Origin of the sequence: Promicromonospora sp. CA-289599 (assembly GCF_050936155.1) — a bacterium.
GTDB lineage: Bacteria > Actinomycetota > Actinomycetes > Actinomycetales > Cellulomonadaceae > Promicromonospora.
In genome coordinates this window covers 1,546,598-1,561,365 of sequence record NZ_JBNJNI010000001.1, presented here as the reverse complement: position 1 = coordinate 1,561,365, position 14,768 = coordinate 1,546,598, and the positions used below count along the sequence as shown (strand labels likewise).

The window sequence follows — 14,768 nt, the reverse complement described above, 5'->3', positions numbered from 1 at the left end:
CCTGGCGAGCCCGCGTCCGGATCGGCGAACGAGCCTGCGGCTCCGGGAACGCCCGCTGCCCCGACCAAGCCTCAGGTCGTGGCTCCGAGCGAGCCCGAGGCTTCGAGCAAGCCCGAGGTCGCAGTCTCGAGCGACCCCGAGGCCCCGACCACGCCTGGGGTCGCCCCGAGCGAATCCAAGGCCCCGACCGGACCCGAGGTCGTGGCCCCGATCGAGTCCAAGGCTCCGGGCAAGCCAGAGGTCGCCGCTTCTGCTGAGCCCAAGGCCCCCACCAGGCCCGAGGCCGCAGGCCCGATCGAGTCCAAGGCTCCGAGCAAGCCTGAGGTCGCGGCCCCGGCCGAGCGCCAGGCCCCGAGTGAGCCTGCCGCTTCGGCTCCGATCGAGCCCAAGGCTCCGAGCAAGGCCGACGCTCCGAGCCAGCCCGCGCCCGTGAGCGCATCCGCCTCGAACAAGCCCACGAGCGAGAGCGCACCGGTCGCGCCGGCCGTCGTCGACCCCGTACCGGTCGCGGTGCTGCAGACGGTGGTGGAGAAGCTGAAGACGCCGCCGACGAAGGCGGCCGCGGCGCCGCGGAGCGGCTACACGCCGCGGGTCTTCGCGTTCGACCGTCCGCCCAAGACGGCCCCCGGGGCGAACAATGCCGAAGGTGCGGCCACGCCGCCGCAGGCCCCTGCGCAGCCGGCCGAACCCGCCGCGCCCGTTGGACAGGCTCCCGCCGTGACGGACGGGGGCAGGACGTCCGACGAGGCGAAGACCGCAACCTCGGCCGGGCCGGTCCCCGGTACACCGGCCGCCGACGCCCCGCGCCCCGCGGCGGCATTCGGTGCCGCAGCAGGTGCCGCAGCCGGTGCGGCGGCAGCGACGACCGCGGCGGCCGGCGCCGCAGCAGCCAGGCCCGCTTCCGCCGACGCGGCCGCCGCAACACCTGCGGCTCCTGCGCCCGCACACCCCGCCCCTGCGGGCACCGCCCCGGCGGTCGTCCCCAGGACGGTGGCACCCGAGGCGCCGGCGCCCAAGACGGATGCGCCCGGCAAGGCAGCGCCCGTCGAGTCGGCTCCGCGCACCTCGACGCCCAGCACGACGCCCAGCACGACGCCCAGCACGACGTCCGCCGGAGCCGCAGCAGGTGCTGCCGCCGGCGCCGGCGCCGCAGCGGCGAGTGCCGCCGCCCCGACCACACCCCCGGCCGCCGTCCCGACCTCGCCAGCGGCTCCGCCATCGGTCCCGCCGCGTTCGCCCGACCCGCAGTCGGGCGCGATCGCGCCGCCTCCCGGTGCGGTTCCGCAGGCGGCGCCCGAACAGAACCCCTTCCTGAAGCCGCTGACCGGCGCCATCCAGCGGGTGTCCCGTCCGCTGGCCGGTACCCGCTGGGCGCCGGTGCGTCCGGATGCGGCGCCGTCGGCAGCCTCCGCCCAGGAACCCGGTGGGCCGCAGGGCCCCGCCGGACCGGGCGGTCCCGGTGGACCGTTCGGCCCCGTCGGGCCCAACGGTCCGGGCGCGTCCGGCCAGGGTGAGTTCTTCGGTCTCGCCGGAGACGGCGCCCCGAGCCGCGGCCCGAAGATCGCGCTGATCTCCGTGCTGGTCGTCGTCCTGCTGTTCGCGGTCTACGCCTTCGTGGCGTGGGGTCTGAGCGACAAGGCGCCGCGCGAGACCACGGTGGCCGGCATCGACGTCGGCGGTATGACGCAGGCCCAGGCCGCCGCCGCGATCGACGAGCAGCTCGCCTCGCGGGTCAAGGAGCCGATCGAGCTCACCGCGGGTGAGGGCAAGGCCCAGCTCTCCCCGGAGCCGAGCGGTCTCGCCGTCGACGCGGAGGCGACGGCGGCAGAGCTCACCGAGTTCTCGCTGAGCCCGGTGCGGATGTGGGAGCACATGTTCGGCGGCCCGGCCGAGGCGCTCGTCCTGGCCATCGACCAGAAGAAGTTCGACGCCGCGGTGGCCGGCCTCGAGGAGTCGCTCGCCGTCGAGCCCGTGGACGGCACCGTCTCGTTCGTCGACGGACAGGCGGTCAAGACCGACCCGAAGGAGGGCTCGCGGATCGTCGCGAGCGAGACCTCGCGCATCATCCAGGAGCGCTGGATCCTCCAGCAGGGTCCGTACGACCTGCCGGTCGAACCGGTCGAGCCGACGATCACGCAGCAGGAGACCGACGAGAGCTACGCCATCGCGCAGAAGGTCATCTCGGGGCCGGTCACGGTGTCGGTCGGTGGACAGTCGCCGGTCCTGGCGCCGGACGTGCTGGCGGGGCTGTTCCGGTTCGAGCAGCGGGACGGCAAGCTCGCCACCTTCGTCGACGGTGAAGCGACCGTCGAGGCAGTCGTCGACGGTACCGACGACCTGCTGGAGGTGCCGTCCGACGCCCACTTCGAGTTCGCCGGCGGCAAGCCGACGGCCGTCGGGGGCAAGACGGGCACCACCCTGGATCCCGCCGACGCGAGCAAGGCCGTGCAGACCGCCGCGACGAGCGACGACCGTGAGACGTCGGTCGAGCTGGTCGAGCAGGACCCGAAGGAGACCGTCGACTCCCTGAAGGCCCTCGGGGTCAAGGAAGTGGTCTCGGAGTTCCACACGCCGCTGACGAACGAACCCGTACGCACGCAGAACCTGGTGCGCGGCGCCGAGATGATCACCGGCAACCTCGTGAAGCCGGGGGAGACGTTCTCCCTGCTCGACGCCCTGGCGCCGATCACGCTGGAGAACGGCTACTTCGACGCGGGCGTCATCGAGAACGGCCGGCACGTCGAGGCAGTGGGCGGCGGGCTCTCGCAGATGGCGACGACGACCTTCAACGCAGGGTTCTTCGCCGGCTACGAGGACGTGGAGCATCACGCGCACTCCTTCTGGTTCACGCGCTACCCACCAGGTCGCGAGGCCACGATCTACGTGGGCGCCAAGGACATGAAGTTCACCAACGACACGCCCTACGGTGCGGTGCTCCAGTCCTACGTGGCGGGCGGCGAGCTCTGGGTCAAGATCTGGAGCACGAAGCACTACCGGGTCGAGGAGAGCAACACCGGCAAGACGAACGTCACTCCCCCGTCGGTGATCCACGACTCGTCGGCCGACTGCAAGCCCTACCCGGGCGGCGAAGCCGGCTTCTCGATCGGCATCACCCGCAAGGTCTACCTCGGCGACGAGCTGGCCAAGGAGAACTCCTTCAACCACACGTACAACCCGGACAACCCGGTGGTCTGTGACTAGCACCTGTGACAGCCGGTAGGGCTTTCCGGTAAGGCTCAGACGGCTCACCGGCGGTAGGTTTCGCACATGCTTGGACGTAGCGAGCGGGAGTCTCCCGCGCACGCGGTGCTTGCCGCGCAGATGGCGGGCTGGAACGACCCGGTCGAACTGCTGGACCTCGGCACCACGGCGGACACGCTCGCCACGGTGGCCGGCATCGAGGCGCTGGCGGCGGTGGTGCACCTGGGACACCCGGAGCACCCCGCCCCAGGCCTCGAGCGCGCCCTCCTGGAGGGTGCGTCGTCGCTCATCGTGACGTGTGCGGTAGCCGTGCCCGGTCAGTGGGTGTGGGTCGGTGCGGGCTCGACCGTGGGCCAGGTGGTGGTCGACGAGGCAGGGATGCGCGACTGCGCGAGCGTCCTGCGGAGCCTCGGCGCCAGCCCGCGCCTCGTGCCGACGCGTGCGACGGTCGAGGAGCGGATAGCCCTCGCGGGTGAGGGCGGGTCCCTGGTGATCGAGCGGTCCCGGGTCCCGGCGGGCTTCGCCGAGCTGCCCGACAGCGCCGCGCTCGCCGAGGGCGGACCCGGCTGGTACGGGCTCCTGGAGTCCCGTGACGACTGGCCGCCCTTCGCCGAGCCCGCGCAGGTGTGGCTCGCGTTCGGGCCGGCCGACGACCACCTCGGCTCCCTGCAGCCGACGCTCGCGCTCATCGCCGACGCCGGCCTCGACCTGGACCACCTCCGCAGCCAGCCGTCGTCGGCCGGGCCGCACGTGTTCTTCACGTCGTTCTCCTGTCCGACGTCGGACGTGCTGAGCGACCTGGTCGCCGCGCTGACCGAGCGGGGCGTCGCGCACCGCACCCTGGCCGTCCTGCCCGGCGAGTCGTTCGTGCCCGGGCCGGACGCCCTGACGCCCCGATGGGCATGACGGTGGCGGGCATCACGGAGGCGGGCATCACGGAGGCGGGCACAGAGGGCGGCACCCGGGCCGCGTACCTGGGCCCGGAGGGGACGTTCACGCACCAGGCGGCGCTGGAGTGGGCGGGCCAGCACACCGCGGCAGATGGTTCCACGGGCGACATGACCGTCGAGCCGCTGGCCACCGTCAAGAACGTGCACGATGCCGTGGCCGACGGGACGGCCGACGTCGGCGTCGTCGCCATCGAGTCGTCGGTCGAGGGCTACGTCGTGCCCTCGCTGGACGCGCTGCTGTCCAGCCCGGACGTCGTGGCGGTGGACGAGGTGGCGCTCGACGTGTCGTTCGACGCGTTCGTGCGACCTGGTCACGGTGAGCTGACCGAGGTCTCCGCGCACCCGCACGGCCTGGCGCAGTGCGCCGGCTTCGTCACGAGCACCGGCCTGGCGACCGCGCCGGCGTCGTCCAACGCGGCGGCCTGCCGCGATGCCGGACCGGGCACCATCGCGCTCGGGCCCACGATCTGCGGCGAGCTCTACGGGCTGGAGACGTACGCGAAGGCGGTGGAGGACTTCCGCGGCGGACGCACCCGGTTCCTGGTCCTGACCCGGCGGAGCGCGGCCGACGCGCACCTCGCGCGGTCTCGTGCGGCGGGCGCGACGGCCTGGAAGACGATGCTGGCCATCACCCCGGCGGTGACCGGGCCGGGCGTGCTCGCGCGGATCACCGCAGCGTTCGGGGACCGGGGCGTGAACATGTCGAGCCTGATCACGCGGCCGCTCAAGGCGCAGGAGAGCAAGTACGTCTTCGTCGTGACGTTCGACGAGGCGCCGTGGGACCAGGGCGCCCGCGAGGTGGTGAGCGACCTGCTCGCCGCCGGCGACTCCCTCAAGACGCTCGGCCTGTTCCCCGCGGGCGCCGGCTTCCGGGCCCTCGACGGCGTGCTCGACCCGGACCACGTCCCGGTCGGCTCGATCTCGGCCAAGGACTCCGACCAGGCACGTGAACGCGGGCTGCTGTGGTGAGCGGCAGCGGCCCGGTGGGGATAGTTGGCCTGGGCCTGATCGGCGGCTCCCTGGCCAAGGCACTGCAGGCGGCGGGTGTGCCGGTCGTCGCGACCGACCCGGCGTCCAACGAGGAGGCCCGCGCGGCGGGCCTCTCGGTGGTGGACGACGTCGCGGGGCTCGCCCTGCACCGTCCCGAGATCGTGGTGCTCGCCGCGCCGCTGCGCGCCATGCACGCGGTCGCCGGGGAGCTCGCCGAGGCGCTGGCGGGCGAGCCGGGCTGGGACCCGACGGTGACCGACGTCGGCTCGGTGAAGGCGCCGGTGCGGGAGGCCGTGGCGGACGCCGGTCTGGGCGGCCGTTACGTGGGGGCGCACCCGATGTCGGGGACCGAACGGAGCGGGTTCGGTGCATCGTCCGCTGAGCTCATGCAGGGCATCCCGTGGGCGGTGACCTGTGCGGCGGCCGTGGCCGGCGTGGCCGGGACCGACCCCGTCCGGCTGGAACGGGTGCTGCGGCTGGTCACCGGCCCGCTCGGCGGGACGGCCGCCGTGCTCACCGACGACCTGCACGACGAGGCGGCCGCCCTCGTGTCGCACGTCCCGCACGTGCTGGCCAACCAGCTGCTGGGGGCGGTGTCAGGCGCGCCGGTGCGGGACCTGGCGCTGGGGCTCGCGGCCGGCTCGTTCCGGGACGGGACCCGGGTCGGGCTCACCGACCCACGCCGCACCGAGGCGATGGTCACCGAGAACGCCGCCTGGGTGGCTCCGGTGCTGCGGCTCGCGGCCCGGGACCTCGAACGGCTCGCGGACGAGCTCGAGTCCAACGCGCCGACGCACTGGTTCTTCGACCGTCCCGACCCGGTGCGGGAGCTGATCGGCCGCCCGGGCGGGCCGCGGGCGACCGGCCTGCGTCCGGGCGACAGTGCCCGCACCGGCGTCGGCGCGGACGCCGAGATGGTGCCGCTGACGGGCGACTGGCCGGCGGAGCTGGTGAGCCGCTGCGCTCAGGGCGCCGTGGTCATCCGGCTCGACGACCGAGGCGCGGAGCTCCGGTCGGCGCGTTGAGACAGCAGATCCAGGTGAAGGCGGCAGGCAGTGTTCGTACACAGCCCAGCCGCCTTCGTCATGCCCCGACGGTTTACAGCGCCGCGGCCAGGGCCCGGCCCGTCGTCCGGCCCGTGAAGAGGCAACCGCCCAGGAACGTGCCCTCCAGCGCGCGGTGTCCGTGCGATCCGCCGCCGCCGAAGCCCGCGGCCTCGCCGACGGCCCACAGGCCCTCCAGCACGTCGCCGGACGGGGTCAGCGCGCGGCCCGTCTCGTCGCACCAGAGGCCGCCGAGCGTCTTGCGGGTCAGTACCGTCAGGCGGACGGCGAGCAGCGGTCCGTCCTGAGGGTCGGTGAGGGCGCGCGGCGGGGACACCCGGATGGCCTTGTCCACGATGAAGTGCCGCGCGGCCGACGTCGCCACGACCTGCGGGTCCTTGCCGAGACCCGTGGCCACCTGCGCGTCCCGGGCCGTGATGAGGGCGGCCAGCTCCTCGGCGTCGACGTGCCCGGACGAGCCCTCGGTGGCCTCGGTGAGGGCGTTCATCTTCGCGGCGAGCTCAGCGGGCGTGCTCGCCCAGAGGAACTCCTCCGACCGCTCGGCGAACGTCCGCACCGGCACCGACTTCCCGCGTACACGCTCCAGCAGCAGCGGTACCGACTTGCCGGTCAGGTCCGGGTTCTGCTCGGAGCCCGACAGCGCGAACTCCTTCTCCATGATCGTCTTGTTCAGCACGAACCAGGAGTGGTCGTCCCCGCGGGTGGTCACGTGCTGCAGCGCGCCGAGCGCGTCGAAACCGGGGAACAGCGGGCTGGGCAGGCGACCGCCGTCGGCGTCGAGCCACAGGGACGACGGGCCGGGGAGGATCCGGATGCCGTGCCCGGACCAGACCGGCGAGTGGTTCGCGATTCCCTCGGGGTAGTGCCACATCCGGTCCTCGTGCACCAGCGCGGCGCCGGACGCGGCGGCGACGCCGAGCATGAGCCCGTCGGTGGAGTCCGGCACGCCCGACAGCATCCGGGCGGGCAGCCGGCCGGCGTCCGCCGACCAGTGGGCGCGGGCCAGATCGTGGTTCGCACCGATACCGCCGCTCGCGACGACCACGGCCTGCGCGGACAGCTCCACCTCGCCGGTCACCGTGCGGCTGGAGGGTTCGCCGCGGCCCACGCCGTCGTCGGCAAGGATCTCGGCACGCACCCCCGTGACCCGGCCGTCGGTGGTGACCAGGGACGTGACCCGGTGCCGGAAGCGCAGGTCCAGCAGCCCGGCCCGGTTCGCCTCGCGCGCGGCGGTGACGAACGGCGCGACGACGGCGGGGCCCGTGCCCCAGGTGACGTGGAAGCGCGGCACCGAGTTGCCGTGGCCGCCCGCCGGGTACCCGCCCCGCTCCGCCCACTGCACGGCAGGGAACCAGCGCACCCCCTTGGCGTGCAGCCACGGCCGCATGTCACCGGCCGCGAACTCCACGAACCCCTTGGCCCACCGGTAGCCGAAGCGGTCCGGACCCTCGCCGCGCTCGGCACCCGGCGCGAACCGGGCGGAGCCGAGCCAGTCGGCGAAGGCGAGATCGAACGAGTCCTTCACCTTGAGGCGGCGCTGCTCGGGGGAGTCCACGAGGAACAACCCGCCGAACGACCACCACGCCTGACCGCCCAGCGACGCGGCGGGCTCCTGGTCGAGCAGGACCACCCGCTTGCCCGCCGCCGTCAGCTCGGTCGCCGTGACCAGCCCGGACAACCCCGCGCCGATGACTACGACGTCGGTCTCGACCGTGGCGGCAACGTCGTTGTTGTAGGCAGAGTCAGTCATGAGCGAACCCTAGCCGGGCGCACCCTGCGAGAGCAGCACCTGGAGGCTGAGCGCGTCCAGCGTCACCGACGTCCGCGGGCCCGCCTCGTCCTCGGGGACGAAGGGAAAGTCCCACGAGGAGTCCCAGACGAGCTGCCAGGGCGCGCTGTTCGTGTCGGTCCGCGGGGGCAGCGTCACGTGGGCGTCGTCCAGGTCGCCGTTGATGACCAGGAGCACGTCGGCGTCACCGGCCGCGGGTCCCGGACGCAGCATCTGCAGCACGCGCCGGCCGGTCTGGTTCCAGGTGGCGGGCTCCATCGGCGCGCCGTCGCCGGCGAACCAGAGCAGGTCCGGGTCGGACTCGTTCGGCCGCGGCGAGCCCAGGAAGAACGAGTCGGCACGCAGCGCGGGGTGCTCCCGCCGCAGCCGTAGCAGGTACCGGGTGGTCTCGAGCAGGTCGGTCGCGGCGGAGTCCATCGCCCAGCGGAGCCACGAGACCTCGTTGTCCTGCACGTACGCGTTGTTGTTGCCGCCCTGGCTGCGCCCGAACTCGTCACCGGCCGTGAGCATCGGGGTACCGGCGGAGAGCAGCAGCGTGCCCAGCAGGTTCCGCTGCGACCTGCGACGCGGCGGCACGATGGCCTGCCACGGTTCGGTGGTGGCGTCGTCACCGGTGGACGTGTGCCCCTCGATGCCGTGGTTCCACGACAGGTTGTTGTCCGTGCCGTCCCGGTTGTCCTCGCCGTTGGCCTCGTTGTGCTTGTAGTTGTAGGCCACCAGGTCGGCGAGCGTGAAGCCGTCGTGCGCCGTCACGTAGTTCACGGACGCCACGGGTCCGCGCACCAGCGGCGGGTCGCTCGGCCCGAACAGGTCGGCGCTCCCGGCCAGCCGCGTCGCGAGGTCGCGCAGGCCGAGCATCTCCTGCCCCCGCACGCCCTGCTTGGGCGCGTCCAGCCAGAAGCCGCGCGCGGCGTCGCGGAACCGGTCGTTCCACTCCGCCATCGGCGGCGGGAACGAGCCGGTCTGCCAGCCGCCCGGGCCGACGTCCCAGGGCTCCGCGACGAGCTTGAGGCCCGACAGCACGGGGTCGGTCTGCAGGGCGACCAGGAACGGGTGGTCCGGGTCGAAACCCACGGTTCCCCGGCCGAGCGTCACCGCGAGGTCGAACCGGTACCCGTCCACGCCGACGGTCTCGGCCCAGTACCGCAGCGAGTCCAGGGCCATCTGGATCACGCGCGGACGCCGGAAGTCCAGCGAGTTGCCGGTACCCGTGACGTCCGCGAGAGCGGCGGGCGAGGCGCCGTCGTGCAGGTAGTAGAGGGGGTTGTCCAGGCCGCGCCAGGCGACGTGCAGGTCGTCGTCGCCGCCCTCGCACGTGTGGTTGTAGACGACGTCGAGCAGCACCTCGATGCCCGCCTCGTGCAGCAGGTGCACCATGCCGCGCACCTCGTCGAGCACCGCTTCGGCGCCCTGGTCCTGCGCCGCCTGCGTGGCGTAGGCGGCGTTGGGCGCGAAGAAGCCGAGGGTGTTGTAGCCCCAGTAGTTCGACTGCCCGTTGCCGGCCAGCCGCGACTCGGCGGCGCTCTTGTGGATGGGCAGCAGCTCCAGCGTCGTGACGCCGAGGCTCAGCAGGTGCTCGACGACGGCCGGGTGCGCCGCCCCGGCGTAGGTGCCGCGCAGCTCCGCCGGGATGTCCTCGCGGAGCATCGTCAGGCCACGCACGTGCGCCTCGTAGATCACCGTGTCGGCCCAGGGCACGCGCGGCCGGGACAGGGGTGCGGGCGGCGGCAGCGGCGCGACGACGACGGAGTGCGGCACGTACGCCAGCGAGTCCCGGTCGTCCGCCGCGCCGTAGCGGTCGCCGAGCCACCAGCCCGGCTCGCGCTCCGTGGACACGGAGCCCACCACCTCGGGACCGTAGCGCAGGCGGCCGGCGAACCCGCGGGCGTACGGGTCGATGAGCAGCTTGGCCGGGTTGTGCCGCATCCCCGCCTCGGGCTCCCACGGCCCGTACACGCGGAAGCCGTAGCGCTGGCCGGGGGCGATGTCTGGCACGTGCGTGTGCCAGACGCCGTACACCGGGCCCACCATCTCCACCCGGCGCTCGGTGTACCGGTCGGGGTCGTGCTCGTCCAGGTCCGGGTCGGTCACGTCGATGAGGCACAGGTCGACGGCGGTGGCGTGGGACGCGAGGACAGCCGCGTCGATCCCGCCGCCGGGCGTGACGTAGACGCCGAGGGGCGGGACGTGGCTGCGCCTGGCCGTCGGCCGGATCAAGGGCCGGACGACCGGACGAGGGGCGGGGTCGCCCGGGGCCCGCTGTGGTTCTGCTTGCTGCGCCATGGGGGCAATCGTTGCAGGCTGCGACGGTCGGCCCAACCTCGATGGTTGATGGGGACGGGCGGTCGGGAGCGGGTAGACAGGGTATTTCCGTGCTGTCGCAGGGGCCGCGGGGCTTTCGTGGCAGGGGGTGAAGTTCACCAGATATCGTGACTTCCGACATATCGCTGAGGTGCGGTGTGCGCGTCGTCGACATCCTGACAGCCCCGTTCCGAAATCAAGGAGCCCGTGCCTGTGACCCGTACGACGACGCGCCTGCGTGGCGTGGCCGCTGCCGCTGTTCTTTGTCTGGGGCTGGCGGCTTGCCAGTCCGGTGGTGACGAGCCAGGGGTACCAGAGGCATCGCCGAGCGCGAGTGCGTCTCCGAGCCCGAGTGTCGAGCCGTCTCAGGCCGCGATCGCAGAGCGGGCGGCTGAGGCGGAGCAGCGGTACCGGGAGTACCTGGAGATCACCGACCGGCACCGCATCGAGGGCACCCGCGCCTCGCAGGAGCTGTTTCCCTATCTCGGAGAGCCGGAGACGTGGGACGGTGTGGAGGCGGACGATGACCTCTACGCCACCGAGGGCCTCAAGCAGGTCGGGCAGACCCGGATAGCGTCCATCAAAGTGACCGGCTATGACGGTGACCCGCTGGCCGATGGCATCGGTGGCCACCGCGTGAAGTTCGCCGTGTGCCTCGACAACAGCGAGGTCGACGTCGTCCGGGAGGACGGCACGTCGGCTGTCAGGAAGGGTCAGCCCAGACGAACCATCGTGAAGGTGTTCATGCAGGGGCAGGACGACGGCCGGTGGACCGCCAACAAGTTCACGGCCACAGATAAGAAGTGCTGACATGCGTACATTCGCAGCGCTGGCTGCCCTGATTCTGGTTGCTCTGGCTTTCACACCGGCCGCTGCGGCGGTTCCGGTCGAGACGGCTCGTTCTGCACCCGTTTCTATGGACCCCTGCTCGGGCAGCGGCGTAAAAGTGGGCAGGGGCAACAACCTAGGAATCGTGGCCGAGGACTGCGGCGGCACCGAGACCACTCCGGCGAGTTCTGGCTCGCAAGGGGCAGGGAAGGAGATCGACTGTCCCAAGGTGAATGGCAAGGTGGCGTGCCAGTGGGCAGGCACGTGGACCGGTCGCTGTTTCGCGAAGGTCGTCAGTACGGAGCCCGACCCGGACGATCCCGCCTGGAAGGGGCATGACGACGGAGTGCTCGTGCTGTGCAGGACGCTGCCTTGTGTCGAGCGCCTGGACCAGAACGATCTGGCGCACTGCTACTCCGGTGAGGAGAGCACCTACTGGGCTCCGGTCCCGCCGGGCACGGAGGTCGACTTCGAGGCTCTGGCCCAGCGTGCGGTGGAGAGCATCGGGATCGAGCCGGTCACGATCGGCATCGTTCCCGAGGACGAGCCGGGCCGGGTCGGGATCGTGGGGATGCCGGTGTGGATGTGGGTCCAGGAACCTGGCCCGACGACCTATGGTCCCGGCGAGGGTGAGGCGACCGCGGGGGCGGTGACGGTGACGGCGTCCGCGCGGGTGGTCCGGATCGTGTACGACATGGGTGACGGGACGAAGGTCGCCTGCACGGGCCCGGGGACGCCGTACGAGGATCGGTACGGCATCGCCGAGTCGCCCGACTGTGGCCACCAGTACGACAGGCAGGGTGACCCGTACACGGTGACCGCGACGTCGTACTGGGTCGCGGACTGGCAGGGCCCGGGAGATATCGGCGGCACGATCAGGCTGGACCGCACCGCGGAGACCCAGGTCGTCGTCGGCGAGGCGCAGGTCATCACGCAGTAGACCGCCGAGCGGGCGTGGCGTGAATGGCTGAGATCGTGACATGCGGAGCTGGTGAAGGGGGTAGCTGTGACGGGGTATCGCGTCTCGCCGCAGGGTGTGGATCAGACGTTGGCCCGGGTGCGCGCTGAGGCGGACGGTCTGGGTCGGGCCCTGGCAGAGGTGTGGACTGACGTCCCGGGCGTGGGCGGTGGCAGCGAGATCGTGGCCGACGCGCTGCGGGGGTTTGCCGAGGCCGCCCAGGACGACATGCAGTCGGTCGCGGACCGGTTGGAGTCGGCGCCGGGCGGGATGGTGCGTGCGGTCGCGGCGTTCCTTGATGGTGATGAGGAGATGGCCCGGACGCACTCGCTCGGGTTGTCGCAGACCGATACCTTCCAGCCGCCTCGACTGGGCTACCCGTCCGGAACTCTGGGGGCGCCGGTCTCTGCGACGCCTGAAGGTGGGCAGACCTTCGATCCGAGCCGGTTCGGTCCCGCGCAGACGTCACTTGTGTGGTCCGAGGACCCAGCACCGGCGTTCGACCCGAACAGATTCGGCGCGCGGCCCGGATCCACGACCGGAGCAGGCTCGTGATTCTCGTCGACGCCCTGCGTGTGCCCGGAGAGCACCTGGACGCCGAGAGCATCGAGATGGGCGCGAAGTCCCTGCGCCGTGACGCGACCGCCGTGCGCGACGCCGGAGTCGCGGTCTCGGGCGCGTGGCAAGGGCTGGGCGCCTGTTACGAGACACCGGATACCGACCAGGTGCTGCGTGCGCTCGACCCGGTCCGGGTAGCGACGGACAAGCTGGCCGACGACCTCGACGAAGTTGCCGGCGTCCTGGACCGGTTCGCGGACGACGTCCGCTCCCTGCAGGCCAAGAGATCGACCTTGGTCGCACAGATCGGGGACTTCAGGTCCCGTGCCCGGGGCGAGGCTGATGTGCTGGGTCTGGGGTTGAGCAGTCCTCTGCTGGGGGTCCAGCTCACGGGGGAGCTGTCGTTCGAGAACACGCGGTTGATCGGGCAGTCGCGATTGTTGGGTGAGGAGTTCGAGACCGCGGAGCTGGAGTGCGCGAACAAGATCAAGGCGATCGGGTCGCCCGCCACCATGCTGGAGAAGGCGGGCAACTGGTTCCAGGACGCGGCCACCGGCATCGGGAACGCCTGGAACGGCACCGTCGACACCGTTAGCGACGGGTGGGAGGACTTCACTCAAGCCGGCGGGAACGTGTGGGACGACACGGCGGACTGGTACACCGACACCGGCACCGACGTCAGTGGCTGGTACGAGGAGTTCACCGACCTGAACAACTGGCCCAGCACCGCTGAGTGGGGGGCCGACTGGTTCATGAGGGAGGGGCAGTGGTACAACGATCTGCCCATCCCCGGGTGGCACAGCCGCGTGTTCGACGACGGGACGGCGTATGCGGGCGAGCCCGTACCTTGGGCCTTCAGCCGGGTCCCGTCGGACAACGAGCTCCCATACAGCCTCGCGGGCCTGACCGGAGGCGTGGATCTCGCCTACTACGATGCAAAGCACTGGTCCGGGCGTGAGCAGGGTACAAAGGGGCTTGTCCGGGTGACGACGATGGTGACCCCGGACGGCCCCCGAGCAGTGGTGAGCGTGCCGGGAACGATGGAGTGGAGTCCGGTGGCAGGGGACAACCCGATGGACCTGACCTCGGACCTGGCCACGATGAACGGGTCGGGGCAGTCCACGATGTCGGAGGCGGTTCGGCTGGCGATGGACAAGGCGAACATCCCCGACGGCGCGCAGGTCATGATGGTCGGTCACTCCCTGGGCGGGATCACCGTCGCGCACCTGCTGGAGGAGCCGGAGTTCGCCCGCGAGTACAACGTCACCCACGCCATGACGTTCGGTTCCCCGATCGACACGTTCCGGATCGATCCGGATATCCATGTGAACCAGTTCGGGAACGAGTACGACGTCGTGCACAGGCTCGACTTCGGTGATGACCGGGCCGGGTTCGGCGCCCCGGAGGTGGACCGAGGGCCCAATCAGTCCAAGATCATCCTAGAGAGCCCCGAAGCGTTCTGGGAGGGGAAGAAGAACCACGAGAACTACACCGAGTCCATGAGGGCCAACGCTGACGATCCCCGCCTGGTCGCCTACGAACAAGAACTCCGTGACGCGGGGTTCCTCCTGCCACCCCCGACCGCCCGGACCGGCCCCTGGAAACTCGGTGAGGTGCCCGACACTACGTCGTGGTCCGACACCGGGGCGCCGCAGGTGAGCGTCGAGTACATCCCCGTGGAAAGGAAGTTCGACCAATGACACCCGGCACCAGAAGGAGAGGCCGCGCACACAGACTGCTGAGCATGGCAGGTGTGCTGGGCCTCGTGACGCTTCTCGGGGCCTGCGGCGCTACAACGGCCAAGTGCGAGCAACTGATCAACGAGACGGTTGCGCAGGTCCAAGGTGTGGAATCCGTCGAAGCCGGGTGCCGCGAAAGCTTCGGTAGCTCCAGCGCTGGCGCGGGGACGGTCCACCTGACCGCGAAGACCAAGCCAGAAGCCGACGAGATCATCGCGCGGATCGAGGAAGCCATGGCCCGCAACCCCGAGATTGAACCTGACTGGCGCGGCCCTTCCGTCATCTACCTCGAAGACGGCACCTGGTTCGGGACCGGCGGCCGCGAGGTGAGGGTCAGTCGCGAGATGCTCGGCATCGAGCCATGAGGCCGACCACCGCGACAGGAGCGCG

Annotated in this window: 11 protein-coding genes; 9 read left to right on the top strand and 2 right to left on the bottom strand. The window is 71.6% G+C overall.

Annotation, left to right across the window (positions count from 1 at the left end):
* The first annotated feature begins 78 nt into the window (after positions 1-78).
* The 4 genes from ACQEVI_RS06930 to ACQEVI_RS06915 all read left to right on the top strand — a co-directional run bounded on the left by ACQEVI_RS06930 (position 79) and on the right by ACQEVI_RS06915 (position 6,166).
* On the top strand, positions 79-3,201 hold the full coding sequence (locus ACQEVI_RS06930; RefSeq protein ID WP_432896046.1) for a VanW family protein: 3,123 nt from the start codon (positions 79-81) through the stop codon (positions 3,199-3,201).
* A gap of 66 nt (positions 3,202-3,267) precedes the next feature.
* Positions 3,268-4,107, top strand: coding sequence for a hypothetical protein (locus ACQEVI_RS06925; protein ID WP_432896043.1), 840 nt, complete (start codon positions 3,268-3,270; stop codon positions 4,105-4,107).
* Positions 4,098-5,120, top strand: coding sequence for a prephenate dehydratase (locus ACQEVI_RS06920; RefSeq protein WP_432896041.1), 1,023 nt, complete (start codon positions 4,098-4,100; stop codon positions 5,118-5,120). The genes ACQEVI_RS06925 and ACQEVI_RS06920 overlap by 10 nt, the downstream gene beginning before the upstream one ends.
* A complete protein-coding gene (locus ACQEVI_RS06915) occupies positions 5,117-6,166 on the top strand; it encodes a prephenate dehydrogenase (protein ID WP_432896038.1) in 1,050 nt (349 codons plus the stop codon). Before ACQEVI_RS06920 ends, ACQEVI_RS06915 begins: the two co-directional genes overlap by 4 nt.
* Positions 6,167-6,239: 73 nt before the next feature.
* Here the strand turns inward: ACQEVI_RS06915 and ACQEVI_RS06910 are convergent, their stop codons facing one another.
* A complete protein-coding gene (locus ACQEVI_RS06910) occupies positions 6,240-7,955 on the bottom strand; it encodes an FAD-binding dehydrogenase (RefSeq protein ID WP_432896035.1) in 1,716 nt (571 codons plus the stop codon).
* A 9-nt stretch (positions 7,956-7,964) separates the two neighbouring features.
* Complete coding sequence (gene glgX, locus ACQEVI_RS06905; protein WP_432896033.1) at positions 7,965-10,277, bottom strand: glycogen debranching protein GlgX; 2,313 nt, start codon at positions 10,275-10,277, stop codon at positions 7,965-7,967.
* Between the two features lie 231 nt (positions 10,278-10,508).
* Here glgX and ACQEVI_RS06900 point away from each other — a divergent pair, with 231 nt between their 5' ends.
* From ACQEVI_RS06900 to ACQEVI_RS06880, 5 genes are all read left to right on the top strand, one after another.
* The gene (locus ACQEVI_RS06900) at positions 10,509-11,105 is read left to right on the top strand and encodes a hypothetical protein (RefSeq protein ID WP_432896030.1); all 597 of its coding nucleotides are present in this window, start codon (positions 10,509-10,511) and stop codon (positions 11,103-11,105) included.
* 247 nt (positions 11,106-11,352) lie between these two features.
* Positions 11,353-12,063 carry a hypothetical protein gene (locus ACQEVI_RS06895; protein ID WP_432896027.1) on the top strand — a complete coding sequence of 237 codons (711 nt, stop codon included), beginning with the start codon at positions 11,353-11,355 and terminating at the stop codon, positions 12,061-12,063.
* A 66-nt stretch (positions 12,064-12,129) separates the two neighbouring features.
* Positions 12,130-12,636 carry a DUF6507 family protein gene (locus ACQEVI_RS06890; protein ID WP_432896024.1) on the top strand — a complete coding sequence of 169 codons (507 nt, stop codon included), beginning with the start codon at positions 12,130-12,132 and terminating at the stop codon, positions 12,634-12,636.
* Complete coding sequence (locus ACQEVI_RS06885; protein ID WP_432896021.1) at positions 12,633-14,339, top strand: hypothetical protein; 1,707 nt, start codon at positions 12,633-12,635, stop codon at positions 14,337-14,339. Before ACQEVI_RS06890 ends, ACQEVI_RS06885 begins: the two co-directional genes overlap by 4 nt.
* 44 nt (positions 14,340-14,383) lie before the next feature.
* On the top strand, positions 14,384-14,743 hold the full coding sequence (locus ACQEVI_RS06880; RefSeq protein WP_432896018.1) for a hypothetical protein: 360 nt from the start codon (positions 14,384-14,386) through the stop codon (positions 14,741-14,743).
* Positions 14,744-14,768: the final 25 nt, after the last annotated feature.

Bases quoted from the DNA above. Each gene is read 5' to 3' on its own strand.
- ACQEVI_RS06925 (WP_432896043.1), top strand. From the start codon at position 3,268: ATGCTTGGACGTAGCGAGCGGGAGTCTCCCGCGCACGCGGTGCTTGCC.
- ACQEVI_RS06920 (WP_432896041.1), top strand. From the start codon at position 4,098: ATGGGCATGACGGTGGCGGGCATCACGGAGGCGGGCATCACGGAGGCG.
- ACQEVI_RS06910 (WP_432896035.1), bottom strand. From the start codon at position 7,955: ATGACTGACTCTGCCTACAACAACGACGTTGCCGCCACGGTCGAGACC.
- glgX (WP_432896033.1), bottom strand. From the start codon at position 10,277: ATGGCGCAGCAAGCAGAACCACAGCGGGCCCCGGGCGACCCCGCCCCT.
- ACQEVI_RS06880 (WP_432896018.1), top strand. From the start codon at position 14,384: ATGGCAGGTGTGCTGGGCCTCGTGACGCTTCTCGGGGCCTGCGGCGCT.